We start from the raw sequence: 17,740 nt of genomic DNA, 5'->3' as shown, positions 1-17,740 counted from the left end.
GTATTCCTTCCCAATTTCAAAATTTGTATTATAATATTATGGTCAACGCTAATTATAGCGAAGCAAACAAGTTGAAGCAATTGGGAGAGGATATTTATTCGAAAGGGATTTTGGGGATGGATCGCTGGACTTGCTGCAGGCGTGCTTATATTTGCATTAACTGCACAGCAGGCTGTGCGCCTTGAGCTGTCACAGCTGGACAAAGAAACAGCCGCATTCGCTCAGCAAATGCGGGGAGAAGGCTGGACAGCTTTTTTTAAAGTGCTGTCTTATATGGGATCTTCGCTATTTATTATCGCAGCGACTTTTGTGCTTTTTCTATGGTTCGGCTGGCGCAGCGGCTGGCTGAAAGCAGCACCGATTATAGTTGGTACTGGACTTGTATACATAACGAATACTTTGGCCAAAATGGCCTTTGACCGGGGTCGGCCAGAGGAGGCTTGGGCAATAGAAGCAGCTGGCACAAGTTTCCCGAGCGGGAATGCCATGATGGCGCTTTCGCTTTATGGGCTGGCAGCTATATGGATTGGAAGGGATGCCTGGTTCAGTCGAACGACGAAGCGGATCAGCTATGTACTCGCCGGATTGCTTATTTTATTAATGGGCGCCTCAAGGCTTTATTTCAGCGTCCATTACGCAACGGACATTATTGGCGGTTATGCAGCTAGCCTTGCTATCCTCTCACTGATGATGGCCGTTCTGACGGCTCGCCGCTAAGGAAGGCAGCAAGAGGGCTGAAAATTATTCCGACTCGCGTATGACACTGAGCATCTTGTCAATGGATGCTTTTCGCTTGTCTTCATCCATATGATTCAGCAGTCGCAGCAGTTCCTGCGTTTCTTCCCGGGCTAGCCCAGCCCCTTGCTGGCGAGTTTCACCTTCAATAATATAGTCCGTCGTAACATGAAAAAAGAAGGCGAGCTTAATCAGCGTTTCATATACAGGCTGGCGATTGTTAATTTCATAATGACTGTAAGCCGAGCGGGTGATTCCGATTGCACGGGCAACGGCTTCTTGCGAAAGATTTTTTTGTAAGCGGAGTTCCTTCAATCGGTCTCCCATCGTCATTTTAGTGGCTCCTTCAAAAAAGCTGAAATAATAATACAAGCTTAACTATTAATTTATGATACAAAATGTATCATTGTCAATAGCTTTGGCGAAATTAGCAGCAAATATCTGTGTTGAGGGGAGGACAAACAAACAGTGGTACTAACCTTTGAATGTGAGTGCGGCAATCAAACCGGGCTTTTCGCAACCGGAGATCGAGACGAACAGGGGCGCGAATATTTGGAAGCGGAGGACGATGATCGAATCAGCTGGGTCATGGGCGAGACTGGCATATTGTTCAAATGCTCCTTCTGCGGCCACACGTACCGATTAGAAAAATGAAAAATCCGGACTTTACGCTTTATGCGTAAAGTCCGGATTTTTTTGCTTTTGATTGTCACAAAAGGAGCGGCTTCTTTGTCTTATCTTATGAGAACCGCAAAACACCAACCTATCAGGAGGAATTTAAAATGAAATTAAGAGTAAACTATCGCACGGCGAACCCGGCTGTATTTAAAGCGTTGATGGAATTGGAGAAAGCAGCGTCAAGCTCAGGCATTGATCCTATCACCTACGAGCTTATTAAGCTGCGGGCGTCGCAAATCAATGGCTGTGCTTTTTGTCTGGATATGCATAGTGAGGATCTGATGAACAAGGGCGAAAGTTTGCAGCGAATTATGCTGCTAAGCGTATGGCGAGAAGCGCCGATCTATACGGAGAAGGAATGTGCCGTTTTGGAATTGACCGAGCACGTGACTCAGATTTCTGAAGCGGGAGTACCGGATGAGCTATACAATCGCGTAAGAGACTATTATGATGAAGCGGAATATGCAGCTTTAATATTGGCGATTATTACGATCAACAGCTGGAATCGGATTGCCATTTCAACTAGCATGTTCCCGGGCTGCTTTGACTAAAGGACGTTATAGGAAATTATAAATTTGGTTATTTTAGAAAGGAAGTTTTGGAAGCGAGATGGCGGATACTCAGGTGTTGTGGAAAGTAGCAGAGTGGTATGCCGAATATAAGTCGCTGCTTAGCTCGCTTGCATACAAGCTGCTTGGATCACGGCAGGAGGCGGACGATGTCGTTCAGGATGTTTTTGTTACGCTTCAGTCGGCAGAGCCTCATCCGCTGAGCAATGTCAAAGCCTATTTGTGCAAAATAATGGTCAACCGCTGCATGAATGTGCTGCATTCTGCCCGCCACAAGCGAGAAGCTTATGTCGGCGAATGGCTGCCGGAGCCATGGAGCGGCGATTATGGCGATGAACCTTTGGAGCAGCTCACGCGCAGGGAAACGATTAGCTATGCGATGCTCGTCATGCTGGAACATTTATCCCCATTAGAGCGTGCTGTATTTGTGCTGCGTGAAGGATATGGCTATGGCTACGATGAGCTTGCAGAGCTGGTAGGCAAGTCAGAGGCAAACTGCCGCAAAATTTTGAGTCGAGCCAAGCAGTCGCTTGAGCTGTACCGCCAGCATCCACAGTCTCATGCTGAGGAACAAGAGCTAACGGTGGACGCAGCAGCATTGGAGCCATTTGTTGCGGCATTTGAACAGGCCGATATTGGGAAGCTGCTTGCTCTGATGCGTCAAGATGCTGTGCTTATCACCGATGGCGGCGGCAAAGTTACTGCAGTGAGAAGGCCCGTTATTAGCGCACGCCGTGCTGTAATACTGCTGCGGAGAATGTCCACGCACAGCCTGCACGGTGCGAATATATCCATTTCTATGTTGAACGGACAGCCAGCGCTCATCTTCCGCCGGGGAAAAGATATTCAAGCGGTCATGTGTCTGGAATGGGTTCAAACGGAGGCTGGCAGCCGGATAAAGCGTATTTATACGATGTATAATCCGGATAAGCTTTCGCATATTTAATATGAGGCTCCACTCATAATTTGCTTGCTGGATGCAGAACATAAAGCTGAGTAAGCAGCAAATGAATGAGGGGGAACAGCATGATGAAGCGTATGACACTCCGGCTGCTAAGCCTGTGTTTGGCTGTATGGCTAGGCTGCCTTGGCATGGGCAGCGCGTTGGCACAGCCGGGGGTTTATCATTTTGGGTTTAAGAAAAGCACAGGAGGACAGCTGCCCTCGATTAATGAAGAGGGCTTTAAAGGCATCGTTCAGCAAAATGGGGCGATTTTCCTCGGCGATACGAAGCAGAAGGAACTATATCTGACCTTCGATAATGGCTATGAGAATGGTTATACGACCAAGGTTCTGGATACACTTAAGGCTAAGGGTGTTCCTGCCGCTTTTTTTGTAACGGGTCATTTCATTAAAGACCAGCCTGAGCTAGTAAAACGTATGGCGTCGGAAGGACATATCGTTGGCAACCATTCATGGAGCCATCCGGATATGACACAGCTCAGCTCAGGACAAATTCAGACCGAGCTCCAAAAGGTGGCAGAGCAGTCGGCACTGCTCACCGGCCAGCAGGAAATGGCGTATTTGCGGCCGCCAAGGGGGATTTTCAGCAATCAGGTGCTTGCTGTCAGCAAGCAGGCTGGATATACAAGTGTATTTTGGTCGGTTGCCTACAAGGATTGGGACATTAAGAGCCAAAAGGGTGCTGCATACGCCCTAGATCAAGTGATGCGCCAGCTTCACCCGGGAGCTGTAATTTTGCTGCATTCGGTTTCGAGCGACAATGCTCAAGCTTTAGGGGCGATTATAGATGGCGCGAGGGCGCAAGGCTATACATTCAAAAGCTTGGATCAGCTGACGAATCGCAGCTATTGATAGCTATTTGCTGCTTCGCAAGGATAAAGTTAATTGCCATATACACCGAATACGATAAGAAATAAAATAAAATAAAAATAAAAAAAATAAAAAAAATAAAACGAACCCCGTGCTCTTCTGAAAGCACGGGGTTCGTTTATGTGTAAAGGGGCATACGGTGCGCCAAATGAGCGCCGCTATGTTTTATTTTGTTCCAGCGGAATATTGGGCACTTGGCAGTTCTACGGTCCAACCGAAAGGATCGGCGATGACACCCGTTTGAATGCCTGTTAACGTCTCATACAGCTTGCGTGACAGTGGGCCTGTCTCACCGCCGCGCAGCAGCAGCTGCTCATCAAGGTAATGCAGCTCTCCAATTGGCGAAATAACCGCTGCTGTACCTGTTCCGAAAGCTTCCTCCAGCGTATCATTATGATAAGCTTCCACGAGCTCGTCAATGGACAGCTTGCGCTCCTCAACCGGAATATTCCATGATTTTAGCAGCTCAATAATCGACTTGCGCGTAATGCCGTCGAGAATGCTGCCATTCAGCGCCGGAGTGACAATCGTGCCGTTGATGCTGAAAAAGACGTTCATGCTGCCAACTTCCTCGATGTACTTACGCTCAACACCGTCCAGCCACAATACTTGTGTGCAGCCTTTGGCCGATGCTTCTTCCTGGGCTTTCAAGCCAGCAGCATAGTTGCCAGCTGTCTTGGCATTGCCGACGCCTCCTTTAACCGCACGTACATATTCGGATTCTACGAAAATTTTCACCGGATGGATGCCCTCTGCGTAATACGAGCCGACCGGCGAAAGGATAATCATAAACATATAGTTTTGCGATGGCGCTACACCAAGGGAAGATTCATTTGCAATAATGAATGGACGAACATAAAGGGACGTTTTATCCTCATCAGGAATCCAGTCCTGGTCAACAGCGATGAGCTGCTTCAAAGCTTCCAGCGCAATTTCCTCGTCAAGATGTGGAATGCTCAGACGCTCGTTAGAGCGGTTAAGCCTTTTAAAGTTTTCCTCTGGACGGAACAGCAAAATGCTGCCGCTCTCTGTGCGATACGCTTTCAAACCTTCGAACACCGTTTGACCGTAGTGGAATACCTTGGAAGCTGGGTCGAGCGTAATCGGCTGGTAAGGAACGATTCTTGGGCTATGCCAGCCTTTCGATGCTTCATAGTCCATAATGAACATATGGTCGGTATAATATTTTCCAAACCCTAATTGATCGGCTTGGGGCTTTGTTTTTTTGGTAGTTGCTAATTCAATGGCAATCGGTTGGTTCATTTTAGAATCCTCCCACTTTTTTTGGTGACAATCGTTTAGTTGAATCGTACCACTTAACCAAGTATATTGATAATATCTGTTTTATCGGATCATCATACTTTTTAGGTATAGGAGAATGTATATGGATATACGTCAGCTCAAATACTTCCTGGCTATCGCCAAGGAGGGGCAAATTACACGTGCGGCCAAGCTGCTGAATATGGAGCAGCCCCCGCTCAGCCGTCAATTAAAGCAAATGGAGCAGGAGTTGAATGTCACTTTATTTGACCGCAATGGCAAAAGCCTTGTGCTGACTCATGCGGGAGAACTGCTGCGCGATAAGGCCGAAAGCTTGGTCAATCAATTTAATGAAACGATGCAGGAGGTACGCGAGCTCGATGCGGGCATTCAGGGTGTGCTGCCCATTGGCTCGGTCGTTTCCTGTATTTCGCTGCTGCCGCCTGTCATTGAGCGGTTTCGGGACAAGCATCCCGAGGTAACATTTAAAATTTGGGAAGGCGATCATTATTTGCTGGGCAGCCAGCTGGAGAAGCGCAGCATTGAGCTTGTCGTTGCCAGACTCCCATTCGAATCGGCTTCTGATTCGCAGCCCTATTCGATTTTGCCGCTGCCATCCGATCCGTTCGTTGCAGTGCTGCCTTCAAAATGGAGCACAGATCCGCAAAAGCAATCGATGCAGATGAGCGAGCTTAAGGATTTGCCGTTTCTTGCCCTTAAGACGGAGCGGACAACGGCGATGCATGAGAAGGTGATGATTGAATGCCGCGCCCACGGCTTTGAGCCGAAAATCATTTGCGAATGCTCGAGCGTTGCCATAATAATGGCACTAGTGGCAGCAGGAATTGGCGTAACCGTCTTTCCTAAATCGGTTATGGCCTCATTCCCGCTGCCAACGATTCGCATGCTGGCCATCACGGACACGGATTTTCAATCAGATGTCGGCATCGTATGGCTCAGGAATCGTTATCTTTCCAATGCTGCCCGTCATTTTATTCAAATGTTTCAGCAATAGCCGCCGTTTCTGACTCTTCCGGCGTTATTTTGAATTTGCGCGTTTCCTCCCGCAGCTCAGTAGAGAGCGATGTTAACGCTTCTGACGAAGCGCTCATTTGCTGAACGGTCGCCATTTGCTCCTCCGAGAAGGTGGAAATGTTGCGAATGTCCTCGGTTGATGTTCAGCAACTATGGCATTTCGGGATTTTTCGCCTATGTGATAGCAACTCTTGAGGTAGTGGGCGGAGCTGCGCTAGTTCTCGGCCTTGAAACCAAAATATTTGCCGCCTTATTCGGCATTCAAATGATTGTTGCGACCTTGTATGTATCGTGGGAAAAAGGCTTAATCAATGGCTTTGAGATTGACTTGCTGCTTTTTGCCTGCTGTGTCCATTTGACGATGAATGGCAGCAGCTGGCTGTCGCTCGACAATGTGTTTCATGGCGGCAGAAGAAGGGTCCGGTCAGAGGAAGCCTAAGCGTTTACCATACCTGACATTGAGCGAAGGCTGGCTTTTGTATATAATGTAACAATGAACCGCTTTCATAAAAGAGGGCGTCTTACGCTAAATCACAGGCGGAGGAGTATCATTGTTAAAATCAAAATATATGCGAAGGCTGGCCGCGTTCTGTATGGTGCTTTTGACCATTCCCATATTGACGCTTGGCGGCCTGTCTTATTTTAAAGCGAAAGGCATCATTGAAGATAAGGTGCAGCAGGGTAATCGTGAGGTGCTTGTCCAAACCCAGCTTCAAGTAGAGCAACTGCTTAAGACGATCGACAGCTCGCTCATTCAGTTCATTAATCGGCCGCTTATAAATCAGGTCGTCGTCAAGCAATTTGAACCACGCGATTTTACGTTAATTAATGAGTTGTCGGAGGAGCTGTATAAGCTTCAGGCGTATGATACCGGCATTCAAAATATTAGTTTGGCTAGCTTGGAGCAGGAGTGGGCACTTGACAACAGCGGGTTTCGGTACGGATCCGGCAATGACAAAATGAAACCGCTTACTAATTTGGCAGCTATCCCGGAGCTGTCCAGCTGGGTTACGGATGCGAAGAGCAGCCATGTGCAATTGGTGAAAAAGCTGCCTATTAATACGTTGAAAAATCCTACTGGACTAATGGTGGCGACTATACCGCTTTATCGGCTGGATAAGCTTACGCCGCAGGAGACGAAGGAAGCGGCTACTGTCATTTTTGATGCGAATTATCGGCAGTTGACCGGTCTGGAAGGGACGGCCTTCACCTCTGCAGATTTGGACGGCATGGTGCCGCAGTTGCGTGAAGCAGCAGACAGGGAAGAAGGCGCTATTACGATTAAGACGGAGAAAGGTCCTATTGGACTAAACTACCGAATATCTCCTTATAATGGCTGGGTTTATGTATCATTTATTTCTATTGAGCAGGTCACGATGGAAACGAGTGTAATCGGCTGGTATACGGCGCTCATTTGCACTGCTGTGTTTCTGACGCTGCTGGCGATGTCCTTGTTCGGAACGCGTAAAATGTATGAACCGATCCGCCGCGTGTTCGAATCGGCGCTGGACGGAGAGCAAGCGCTGCAAGGGGACGAGCTGGAGGTCATTGGCGAGCGCATACAATCGCTTAAGCTGTCCCAATCCAAACTGCTGGGTCAATTGCAGGGGCAGACCCAGCAGCTTAAGGAATTTTTCGTGCGAAAGCTGCTGTTGGGGGAACTTTCGGGCAGCCATATTCGCGAAAAGACGCAGCAATTTCATTATGAGCTTGACCAAGCGCTGTATTGTATCCTCACCGTACAAATTGATACCTTCAAAGGTACCCGTTTTCAGGAAAATGACCGTGATCTGCTCATGTTCGCCGTCAATAATATCGTGATTGAGCTGATTCCGGCAGAGCTTCGCTTTGACCCTGTCGTTATTGGCGGAAATCAGGTGACGCTGCTCAAGGCCGCCGCTGATGAGGAAGATACAGATGATGCTAAAAATGCGGTATATGCATGGGCGGAAACCGTGCAATCCAAAGTGAAGGAGACCGTTGGGCTGAGCGTCAGCATCGGAATAAGCCGATTTCATAAGAAGCTCAACGAAGCAACTCAGGCTTATGGAGAAAGTGTTGAGGCACTGAAATACCGTATTCGTATAGGTGAGGAAGCGATTTTGCTTGCCCAGGATGTACTGCCTGATCAACGAACCCCGGCCGTATTTCCGGAATGGATTGAAAAGCAGCTCATTGAAGCGATTATGATTCCTGATCTGGAGCAAGCGCAGAAGCTGCTAAAGGAATTCCTTGCCTTAGCGATGCGCGGGCATATTCATCATAAGGAAATTCAGATGAGCTTGTTCCGGCTGCTTGCGGATTTGATTCGCGAGGTGCAAAATGCTGGCGAGGAGCTTCGCCTGCAAATGCTGGATGAGCGAGAATTGTTTGATCAACTGTCCGAGCTGAAAACGGTAGCGGAAACCGAGGAGTGGTTTATGTCAGCGTTGCTCATTCCGATGGTTCAAGAGATGAGCTCGCAATGGGATCGCCGCAACCGCAACATTTCTGACCAGATTAAAGAAATCATTCATCATGAATACGAGCAGGATATTACGCTAGAGCTTTGCTCGGCCCGGACTAATTACCATCCTAATTATTTGAAAACGGTTTTCCGCAAGGAGACAGGCATTAATTTTAGCGAATATTTGTCACAGTATCGGCTGAGTCAAGCGAAGAAGTGGCTGCTCGAAACGGATTGGAAAATCGCCGATATTTCCGCACGAATCCAGTACCAAAATCCACAAAATTTTATCCGATATTTTCGGAAAATGGAGCAGATGACCCCGGGCGAATACCGGAAAAAATATCGAGTGGAGTAAGCTCTGCGCCTTGGGCGCAGAGCTTTTTTATACAGCAAAAGCCTTGTCCCACCTGCATTCTGCCCTAATGATTATGACAGCTTCCCTAATGATTATTTAGGCGCGTAACCTCTAGCTGGCTGAGCAACATCTGCCCTGATGATTGTAGACGGTAATTGCGGCAGGCGGTAATTTGTAGAGGAGCGGTGTTCATCAGGCGAAGCGTGCAGAAGACGGCTTCCACCTGCCAATCGCAATCGAAGCACACGTCATAATTAGGAGGGGGAAGCTATTATGCAAACTGCAATAAATAATCAAACGGGCGTATCCAATGCCCAGACGAAATCCAAAATGGACATGCTGTCCAAACGCTGGAAAAGGCAGCGCTGGTTTTATCTCATGTTATTACCCGGCGTTTTGTATTTTATCGTTTACAAATATGTGCCGATGTGGGGAGTACTCATCTCCTTTCAGGATTACCAGCCGTATGCGGGGTTTTGGAAAAGCAATTGGGTAGGATTCAAGCATTTCGAAGCTTTCTTCCAAAATGATGCGTTTTGGATGTTGTTTCGCAACACCTTTATGCTGGCGATGTACAACATTGTTTTCTTTTTCCCGCTGCCGATTGTTATTGCTTTGATGTTGAATGAAGTGCGAAAGGAAGCCTATAAGCGAATCGTGCAGACGCTCATTTATGTGCCGCATTTTGTGTCGTGGGTCGTCGTGGCTGGCATCAGCTTTCTATTCTTCTCTTCACAGGATGGCCTTGTTAATATAATGCTGGCTGAATCGGGCAAAAATCCGATTAACTTTCTTCTCAGCGAGAACTGGTTCCGCACGATGATTACTTCACAAGTGATGTGGAAGGAGACGGGCTGGGGCACGATTATTTTTCTCGCAGCGCTTGCTGGGGTAGATCCGCAGCTGTATGAGGCAGCCAAAATTGACGGCGCCGGAAGATGGAAGCAAATGTGGCATATTACGCTCCCGGCTATCCGGAGCACAATCGTCATCCTGCTCATCCTGCGGCTCGGCCATTTTCTCGATACTGGCTTTGAACAAATTTTTCTCATGCTCAATTCGATGAACCGCGATGTCGGGGAAGTATTTGATACGTACGTGTACAACATGGGGATCACGCAGGGGCAATTCAGCTTTAGTACAGCGGTAGGCGTGTTTAAATCCGTCGTAGGACTTGTGCTCGTTGTAGCGGCTAACTATTTGGCAAAGAAGTTTGGGGAAGACGGAATATACTAGGGGACTGGTGAAAAAGTTGCTGCACTGCGTAAAAGGTTTGGGTTTCGATCGCGGTTGGAATCCGCTTCGCCTTTTTCACCAATCCCCTAGTGGGAATGGATGAAAAAGAAGAGCAAGAGCAAGAGCAAGAGCAAGAGCAAGAGCAAGAACTAAAACAATGCTGCCAAGCTCACGGCAGCTAGCTTAGATGGGAGGGAAGGGCTGCATGGATAAAAGCATAATGGGAAGAGTCATCGACTGGACGAATTATGTGCTGCTCGGCCTAATTGCCGCTGTGTGCACTTTGCCGTTTATTTATATTTTGTCAGCGTCGCTTACGGCGCCGGAAGAGCTGCTCAAGCGAGGCTTCATTCTCATTCCGCACAGCTTTTCACTAGAAGGCTACCGCTATGTGCTGTCTACCAATACGATCGTGAACAGCCTCGGCGTAACCGCACTGGTCACCGTCGTCGGAACACTTGTAAATTTGCTGTTTACAGCGCTTATGGCCTATCCGCTTGCGCAGCGGGATTTGTTCGGGAGCAGGCTGATTATGAAAATGGTCGTATTCTCGATGTTATTTGGCGGAGGCATGATTCCGACTTATTTGATCGTAAGATGGACGGGGCTGCTTGATCATGTCGGAGCGTTAATCATTCCAGGCCTAATCAGTGCCTTTAACTTGATCATTATGCGCAATTTTTTTCAAAACCTTCCGGATGGCTTGGAGGAAGCGGCACGAATTGACGGATGCAGCGATCCCGGCATTTTATTCCGTATTGTCATCCCGCTGTCTGCTCCTGTGCTGGCATCGCTAGCTTTATTTTATGCAGTAGGGCATTGGAATTCCTATTTCAGCGCCGTTCTATACATTAACGATTCAAGTCTATGGCCAATACAAGTATGGCTGCGGCAAATCGTTATTTTATCACAAGGGGGGATCGGAGACTCAACCTCGTTTGAAACCGGTTATGTGGCACCGCCTGCGGAAACGATTAAAATGGCCGTTATCGTCCTTTCTGTTTTACCGATACTCGTCGTTTATCCGTTTTTGCAAAAGCATTTCGCTAAAGGGGCGCTGCTTGGTTCAGTAAAAGGGTAGTGAGGCAACAAAAACAAAATACCATTAGGGGGCAACTTAAAATGAACAAGCGAATGAAGCTAAATGTACTTAAACGAATGGTCACCTGCACTTGTATTTCCGGTGTTATGGCAGGTGTGCTGGCGGGCTGCGGCTCATCCGTTAATGAGGAAGCAGGCACTGGGGCAACTGCAGAGGCAGGCTCGGGGTCGACAGCAATTAACATTATGATGATCCAATTTGGCACGGAGCCGATGAAGAAGGAAAGTGCCGGCATTAAGTATGTTGAAGATTATACAAATACGAAGCTTGATTTCACTTGGGTGCCTACCTCTGCTTATGACGACAAGGTAAGTGCGACGCTTGCTTCCGGCAAGCTGCCGGATCTTATGCTCGTGCGGCGGAATAAAGATTCCGCGATGCTCAACGCCCAGCTGTCAGGGGTATTTTGGGAGCTGACGCCCTTTTTGCAGAATACGAAAAACTTGGCCCAAATGAGCGAAATAGCAAAAACGAATGCGACGATTGGCGGCAAGCTCTACGGTATCCCGAGAGAGCGGGTGCTGGCGCGCTACGGCATGATTTTTCGCAAAGACTGGCTTGATCATCTTGGCTTGCAGCAGCCAAAATCGGTTGACGACATCTACAAAATAGCGAAAGCGTTTACGGAAAATGATCCGGACGGCAATGGAAAAAACGATACGTTTGGCATTCAGGAAGATAAGGCAATGGAACTGCTTAAGCAGTTGAATGTTTATAATGGGGGCCCGAATGGCTGGGGGCTTCAGGATGGAAAGGTGATGCCGGATTTCATCTACCCGGAATTTAAGAAAAGCTTGGATCTTTATAAGAAAATGGTTGATGAGAAGCTTATTATTAATGACTTCCCGATTGCTCCTAAATATGATTATTTTAATAAAGAAAAGGCGGGCATGTATTTCTCCGTTATTGGTGATGCTGCGGGTCATGCCGATTTGCAGAAAGCTAACCCGAAGGTCGTTATTGATGTGGCACAGAACTTTGACGGACCCAAAGGCGAGCGTGTTCGTGGGACGAATGGGTATGATTCTCTGCTTGCCATTCCGAAATCCAGTGTGAAAACAGAGGAACAAGTGAAAGCCATTATTGATTTCCTCGATAAAATGGCCGACAAGAAGATGGAAGATTTCATCGCCTGGGGCCTTGAAGGCAGCGATTATCAATTGGTAGACGGCAAGCCGGTTAAAAATGAAGCAGCAGCGTCCTCCATCGGCGATTTGTGGAATTTACGGTGGATTTATTCGACATCGATTGCGATGCAGGGTGAAAAGAAGGAGTTGGACGTCAGGCTGGAGAAGCTATATGAGGATAATTTGGAGCTTGCTGTGGTTGATTTAAGCGCATCGCTGTTGTCCGAGACCAATGTACAGAAGGGCAATGAGCTCAAAACAGCAATAACCGATGCACAGACCAAATACGTATTGGGTGAGCTTGACGAGAAAGGTTGGAATGATGCAGTTGCCAAATGGAGAAAAGACGGCGGAGACAAAATCATCGAAGAGTTTACAGCCGATTACAACGCAAATCACGCAAAATGAGGGCAAAGCGGTCGTCTTGCAGCGCGCTGACCCGTGGATTTATAAGCATGTAGACGGCTGGTATTATTTCACGGCGACCGAGCCGGCATATAATTATATCGAGCTGCGCCGCTCCCAGACGATCACGGGTCTTGCTGATGCGGAGCCGGTAGCAATCTGGCACAAGCATGAGAGCGGCGAAATGAGCGAGAAAATTTGGGCCCCTGAAATTCATTTTATCGATGGCCGTTGGTACATTTATTTTGCTTCGGGCAGGGCGGATGCAGGCTTTGCTCATCGCACCTATGTGCTTGAAAATGAAAGCGCTAATCCGCTAGAGGGCGCATGGACGGAGAAGGGCAAAATCATAATGAACTGGGAGTCCTTCAACCTGGATGCTACGACGTTTGAGCATAAGGGAGAGCGCTATCTCGTTTGGGCGCAAAATGATCCAGCGATTAAAGGCAATACGAACCTGTACATCGCGGCGATGGAAAATCCTTGGACGATTCGCGGAACTCAGATTATGATCGCAACCCCGGAATACGATTGGGAAAAAATCGGTTATTTGGTTAATGAGGGACCAGCGGTCATCAAAAGGGGCGGCAGCATTTTCATCAGTTATTCTGCTAGCGCTACTGATTTTAATTATTGCGTCGGTTTGCTTACCGCAGCTGAGGACAGCAACCTGCTTGATGCTGCTTCGTGGACGAAATCGCCGGAGCCGGTATTTAAGACGGATGAGGAGCGCGATCAGTATGGGCCGGGCCATAACGGCTTCACTGTAGCGGAGGATGGCAAGACGGATGTATTCGTGTACCATGCCCGCACCTATAAGGAGATTGAGGGCGACCCGCTCAATGATCCGAATCGTCATACGTTCGTCAAGCAGCTGCATTGGTCGGAGGATGGCAAACCTGATTTTCAGGTCTGGAATGAAGGCCGGACAAGGTAAAAGGGCATTCGCCGTCCTCTGGCGGCGCGGCGCCTTTCATTCCGAGAAATATAGAGAAAGGATGGAAACATCTTATACTTTTCTATATTTTAAAAAAAGTGGCCCACATCTCTGTGGGCCTGTCCTAGTTATATGATCAACTGTGGGGTTGATAGTTATTATTATATAAACAAAACCTTAGTCGAACCTTAAAGAACTTTGTCTAACGATTGTCTAAAACGTGAATGATTAACGTCAAATGTGACAAAATTCGCTAAAAGGTTGAAAAAATGCTTAAATCCAGCTGAAGCCCGTGCTTTAGCTGGATTTTTTTTGAAATATAATCCTATGATCATGATCCCCTATTAGGGGATATATTTTTTACCTATGGGAAACTGTCACAATTCAGCATTCTTTATTGTGATTTCAATCACAATCAAAAACGTATTCCTTGTTTATACTGGTGAAGATCAAGCTTGAAGGATACTTAAACCCGTGAGGAGAGTGCGATGATGCTGAGTGAGAAGACCATTGCCATAATTAAATCTACCGTTCCTGTATTGGAAGTCCACGGCACGACAATTACAAAGCATTTCTATGAAACGATGTTTGCGGCTCATCCGGAGCTGCTTCATATTTTCAACCATGCTAATCAAAAACAAGGCAAGCAGCAAGCGGCGCTCGCAAATGCGGTTTACGCTGCCGCTCTTCATATTGATAATTTGGCTGCTATATTGCCAGTTGTGAAGCAAATTGCCCATAAGCATAGAAGCTTGGGGATTTTGCCAGAGCATTATCCGATTGTCGGGAAATATTTGCTTGCTGCGATCAAGGATGTGCTGGGCGATGCGGCTACGGATGATATTTTGCAGGCGTGGGCTGAAGCCTATGGTCTTATTGCCGATGCGTTTATCGGCGTGGAGAAGGAAATGTATAAGCAGGCAGAGCAGCAGCATGGCGGCTGGGAAGGGTTCCGGGCTTTTGTGGTTAATAAAAAGGTTCAGGAGAGCGACAACATTACATCCTTCTACCTCCTGCCGGAGGACGGTGGTGCAATTGCAAGCTTTAAAGCTGGCCAATATGTGAGTATGAAAAGGGAACTGCCGAATGATGCTTTTACCCATATTCGTCAATATAGCTTATCGGATTCGCCAAGCAAGCCTTATTACCGCATTTCAGTCAAACGCGAGGATGGGCGGGATGACCAGCCTGCTGGCAAAGTATCCGTGTCTTTGCATGAGCATTTGCGAGAAGGAGATATCGTTCATTTGTCAGCACCGGCGGGCGATTTTACCGTTGATTTGGAGGATACGCGGCCTGTCGTGCTCATTAGCGGCGGCGTTGGGCTGACACCGATGATGAGTATGCTGCATGCTGTATTGGAAGCCAGTCCAGAGCGGCCGGTTACTTTTATCCATGCGACCACGAATGGAGACACGCATGCGATGAAGGAGCAGGTAACCGCGCTTGCCGGCCGTCACCCGCAGCTGTCCGTCTTCTACTGCTATACGCAGCCTACGGCACATGACAAGGCACTTAAAGATTACCACAAGGAAGGGCTGATCAATTTCCCATGGCTTCGCACAGCAATTCCGACAACGGATGCCAGCTTTTACTTTTGCGGACCACAGCCGTTCATGAAAATGATCAATCGCGCCTTGCGGGTGTTTGACGTTCAGGCTTCCGATATTCATTTTGAGTTTTTTGGTCCGGCTGAAAGCTTGAACGATGGGCAAGGCGAGCAGGAGGATACAGCTGATATCGTTTAATTAGAAGGATGCTCCCTTCATTGTGCTTTCGGTTGCCTTTGCGCGCAGCAGACGATTGACTGTTTCGCGGCGCAGCCCGATCAGCTGTCCAATTTCATCCTGCGTCAGTATATCGCAAAGGGTAGCAGGTGAAATATACTGGTCGAACCACTGCTCCAGCTTGCGGAGCTTATCAATCGGTGCGGCCTGCGTCAATTGATCAATGCGCTGCTGCATCATGCGCAGCTTGTTTTGCAGCAGCAGCGCAATATCGCGGCATTTTTCCGGCTCGCTCTCCAGCGTTTGGTACCACTCCTGCGATGGCAGCACCTCAATATCGCAGGTAACCAGCGCTACAGCTGTTCCGTGATACGCCTGCTGGGTAATGAGCGAATGATGGGGAATCGTTTCTCCAGCGGTGATAATATTCATTAGAATCGGATGGCCATCCTCATGCAGGCGAATAATTTTGAGCATTCCGCTTTTAATGTGGTAGAGCGGTCCTAGCTCTCCTTGACGGAACAGTGTTTCTCCTTTATGAAGCAGCATAACGCGCATCTTCCTTCCTAGTTTTTCTTATATAATCATATCGGAATTTCATAGATGGGATCAATCAGTATCAGGCTGATTGGTCTTTTTTTGCAATATAGACATGCATAAGCTATTCTTTAGTGACCTATCTCACAGTGGTTTGGCACATTATACTGGTACATTCAATTAAATGAGAACAGCTTTTGAAAGGACGACCTTCTAATGAACATACACAAGGAGAAAAACGATAGCAAGCATCAAAGAAAAGCAGTGACGCTAGGCGACGCGCAGCAGGCTTTGCTTGATCGGGTTCATCAGTCCGGTACGGTCAAAATTGCATTGGCAGATGCAGCAGGCTATTGCTTAGCCGAGAGTATTCACGCACGAGTAGCGATTCCGCATTTTCGCCGCTCAGGCATGGATGGCTACGCCATCAGAACGGCGGATTTGCAGCAGCTGCCTGTTATGCTGGAAGTTATTGAACAGCTGCCAAGCGGCACTGTACCGACAAAAGCGATTGCGCCTGGCACAGCGGCACGAATTATGACCGGCGGGATGGTGCCGGATGGTGCCGATGCCGTCATTATGCTGGAAATGACCGAGGAGGCCGAAAAGGCTGGACAACCCTATGTCATGCTGCGCAAGGCGGTACCCGCCGGAGCGAACATATCGCCAATCGGCCAAGAAGCAGTTGCTGGTGAGCTGATGCTGGAAGCGGGCGAACGGATCGGGCCGGGGCAGATGGCTCTGCTGAGCGCACTCGGCTGCGCGGAGGTTCGTGTGCACCGCAAGCCGCTCGTTGCGATCGTGTCAACCGGGAGCGAGCTATTGTCCATTAATGAGCCGCTGGAAGGCGCCAAGATCAGAAACAGCAACATTTATATGCTGGCGGCTCAAGTGCGGGCATGCGGCGCTGAACCGCTTTTCGTGGAGCACATTGCTGATGATTATCTGAACGCTGAAAGCATGCTGTACAAGCTGCTCGCAAGCGACGTGGATATCGTAGTTGCAACGGGAGGCGTGTCTGTCGGGGATTATGATATTATCGCTGATTTTTTCCAGAAGTGGGAAGGGGAAACGCTGTTTAATAAAATCGCAATGCGCCCAGGCAGTCCAACGAGCGCAGGCGTATGGAAGAATAAACTGTTTTTTGGATTGTCCGGCAATCCGGCAGCATGCTTTATCGGCTGTGAATTATTGGTGCGTCCCGTATTGCTCGCCATGCAGGGGGAGTATAAGTCAGCTGATGCTCAGGAGCATGATGCATTTCTTGCAGCCGATTATAACAAGGTTAATGCCTATCCCCGCTATGTACGAGGCATACGATATTTCAACAACGGATTGGTGTACGTAAGGCAAGAGGGCGTGGATATGTCGAGCGCGCTGGTTACGTTAAAGGATGCTAACTGCCTTATCGTCATTCCGCCTACGAAGACAGGCATCAAGGCGGGGACACTTGTTACGGTTATTCCTCTTGCCGCTTCTACTTTATAAAATTGGACAGTCCTGCACTGTACAAATTTGCTCTATAGCGTCGTATGTCATGAGAAAGCGCCGCCCGTTCACCTCCCGAGCAAGATTGGGAAGGGAAGAGGCGGCGCTGCGGGGCACAGCATAGTTAGTGGTTGATGCGCACAGTGTTATTGCGCCGCCGGACCCACCCCCACACGTTTCTGAATTTAAAACCCGGAGCTGTCGCCCGAAAAGGTATCAACATTGCGCATGTTTCTCACAAACCTCTCCCTCTGCCGCTTCTTTTGT

At 48.2% G+C, this 17,740-nt stretch carries 18 protein-coding genes; 14 read left to right on the top strand and 4 right to left on the bottom strand.

The genetic code is table 11. The annotated features are described in order from the left end of the window. Positions 1–141 precede the first annotated feature (141 nt). Entirely contained in the window at positions 142–717 is a 576-nt protein-coding gene (locus ABEW34_RS29510; protein ID WP_430164673.1) for a phosphatase PAP2 family protein, read from the top strand. Between the two features lie 24 nt (positions 718–741). On the opposite strand, the gene ABEW34_RS29505 is transcribed toward ABEW34_RS29510, so the two are convergent. Then, positions 742–1,068, bottom strand: a complete 327-nt coding sequence (locus tag ABEW34_RS29505; RefSeq protein WP_430164670.1) for a helix-turn-helix domain-containing protein — start codon at positions 1,066–1,068, stop codon at positions 742–744. Between the two features lie 135 nt (positions 1,069–1,203). On the opposite strand from ABEW34_RS29505, the gene ABEW34_RS29500 reads away from it, so the two are divergent. The 4 genes from ABEW34_RS29500 to pdaA all read left to right on the top strand — a co-directional run bounded on the left by ABEW34_RS29500 (position 1,204) and on the right by pdaA (position 3,797). After that, positions 1,204–1,389: a hypothetical protein gene (locus tag ABEW34_RS29500; RefSeq protein ID WP_430164667.1), complete on the top strand. Its 186-nt coding sequence runs from the start codon at positions 1,204–1,206 to the stop codon at positions 1,387–1,389. A 128-nt stretch (positions 1,390–1,517) separates the two neighbouring features. After that, positions 1,518–1,964, top strand: a complete 447-nt coding sequence (locus ABEW34_RS29495) for a carboxymuconolactone decarboxylase family protein (RefSeq protein ID WP_430164664.1) — start codon at positions 1,518–1,520, stop codon at positions 1,962–1,964. Between the two features lie 73 nt (positions 1,965–2,037). Further along, positions 2,038–2,928: a sigma-70 family RNA polymerase sigma factor gene (locus ABEW34_RS29490; protein WP_430164661.1), complete on the top strand. Its 891-nt coding sequence runs from the start codon at positions 2,038–2,040 to the stop codon at positions 2,926–2,928. 83 nt (positions 2,929–3,011) lie between these two features. Further along, positions 3,012–3,797 carry a delta-lactam-biosynthetic de-N-acetylase gene (gene pdaA / locus ABEW34_RS29485; protein ID WP_430164716.1) on the top strand — a complete coding sequence of 262 codons (786 nt, stop codon included), beginning with the start codon at positions 3,012–3,014 and terminating at the stop codon, positions 3,795–3,797. Between the two features lie 183 nt (positions 3,798–3,980). On the opposite strand, the gene ABEW34_RS29480 is transcribed toward pdaA, so the two are convergent. After that, positions 3,981–5,078, bottom strand: coding sequence for a branched-chain amino acid aminotransferase (locus ABEW34_RS29480; protein ID WP_430164659.1), 1,098 nt, complete (start codon positions 5,076–5,078; stop codon positions 3,981–3,983). A gap of 121 nt (positions 5,079–5,199) precedes the next feature. Between ABEW34_RS29480 and ABEW34_RS29475 the strand changes: the two genes are divergently transcribed. Continuing rightward, entirely contained in the window at positions 5,200–6,090 is an 891-nt protein-coding gene (locus tag ABEW34_RS29475) for a LysR family transcriptional regulator (protein ID WP_430164656.1), read from the top strand. Here ABEW34_RS29475 and ABEW34_RS29470 read toward each other — a convergent pair. Next, positions 6,068–6,205 (bottom strand): hypothetical protein, encoded by a 138-nt coding sequence (locus ABEW34_RS29470; RefSeq protein ID WP_430164653.1) that lies wholly within the window; start codon positions 6,203–6,205, stop codon positions 6,068–6,070. The two genes, ABEW34_RS29475 and ABEW34_RS29470, sit on opposite strands and share 23 nt — an antisense overlap. 44 nt (positions 6,206–6,249) lie before the next feature. On the opposite strand from ABEW34_RS29470, the gene ABEW34_RS29465 reads away from it, so the two are divergent. The 7 genes from ABEW34_RS29465 to hmpA all read left to right on the top strand — a co-directional run bounded on the left by ABEW34_RS29465 (position 6,250) and on the right by hmpA (position 15,469). Further along, positions 6,250–6,549, top strand: coding sequence for a DoxX family protein (locus ABEW34_RS29465; protein WP_430164650.1), 300 nt, complete (start codon positions 6,250–6,252; stop codon positions 6,547–6,549). A gap of 112 nt (positions 6,550–6,661) precedes the next feature. After that, entirely contained in the window at positions 6,662–8,914 is a 2,253-nt protein-coding gene (locus ABEW34_RS29460) for a helix-turn-helix domain-containing protein (protein ID WP_430164647.1), read from the top strand. Between the two features lie 330 nt (positions 8,915–9,244). Next, the gene (locus tag ABEW34_RS29455; RefSeq protein WP_430164713.1) at positions 9,245–10,150 is read left to right on the top strand and encodes an ABC transporter permease; all 906 of its coding nucleotides are present in this window, start codon (positions 9,245–9,247) and stop codon (positions 10,148–10,150) included. Between the two features lie 205 nt (positions 10,151–10,355). Then, positions 10,356–11,231 (top strand): carbohydrate ABC transporter permease, encoded by an 876-nt coding sequence (locus ABEW34_RS29450; protein ID WP_430164644.1) that lies wholly within the window; start codon positions 10,356–10,358, stop codon positions 11,229–11,231. Between the two features lie 41 nt (positions 11,232–11,272). Further along, entirely contained in the window at positions 11,273–12,787 is a 1,515-nt protein-coding gene (locus tag ABEW34_RS29445) for an extracellular solute-binding protein (protein ID WP_430164640.1), read from the top strand. Further along, positions 12,699–13,721, top strand: coding sequence for a glycoside hydrolase family 43 protein (locus ABEW34_RS29440; protein ID WP_430164637.1), 1,023 nt, complete (start codon positions 12,699–12,701; stop codon positions 13,719–13,721). Before ABEW34_RS29445 ends, ABEW34_RS29440 begins: the two co-directional genes overlap by 89 nt. A gap of 491 nt (positions 13,722–14,212) precedes the next feature. Further along, positions 14,213–15,469: an NO-inducible flavohemoprotein gene (hmpA, locus tag ABEW34_RS29435; protein ID WP_430164710.1), complete on the top strand. Its 1,257-nt coding sequence runs from the start codon at positions 14,213–14,215 to the stop codon at positions 15,467–15,469. Here hmpA and ABEW34_RS29430 read toward each other — a convergent pair whose 3' ends face one another. Continuing rightward, positions 15,470–15,997 (bottom strand): Crp/Fnr family transcriptional regulator, encoded by a 528-nt coding sequence (locus ABEW34_RS29430; RefSeq protein WP_430164634.1) that lies wholly within the window; start codon positions 15,995–15,997, stop codon positions 15,470–15,472. It abuts the gene before it with no gap. 204 nt (positions 15,998–16,201) lie between these two features. On the opposite strand from ABEW34_RS29430, the gene ABEW34_RS29425 reads away from it, so the two are divergent. Continuing rightward, the gene (locus tag ABEW34_RS29425) at positions 16,202–17,473 is read left to right on the top strand and encodes a molybdopterin molybdotransferase MoeA (protein WP_430164631.1); all 1,272 of its coding nucleotides are present in this window, start codon (positions 16,202–16,204) and stop codon (positions 17,471–17,473) included. The last annotated feature ends 267 nt before the right edge of the window (positions 17,474–17,740 follow it).

It is taken from the genome of Paenibacillus algorifonticola (assembly GCF_050481745.1).
Lineage (GTDB): Bacteria > Bacillota > Bacilli > Paenibacillales > Paenibacillaceae > Pristimantibacillus > Pristimantibacillus algorifonticola_A.
The sequence above is the reverse complement of the archived record's forward strand: the minus strand, read 5'-3'. Positions and strand labels throughout refer to the sequence as shown.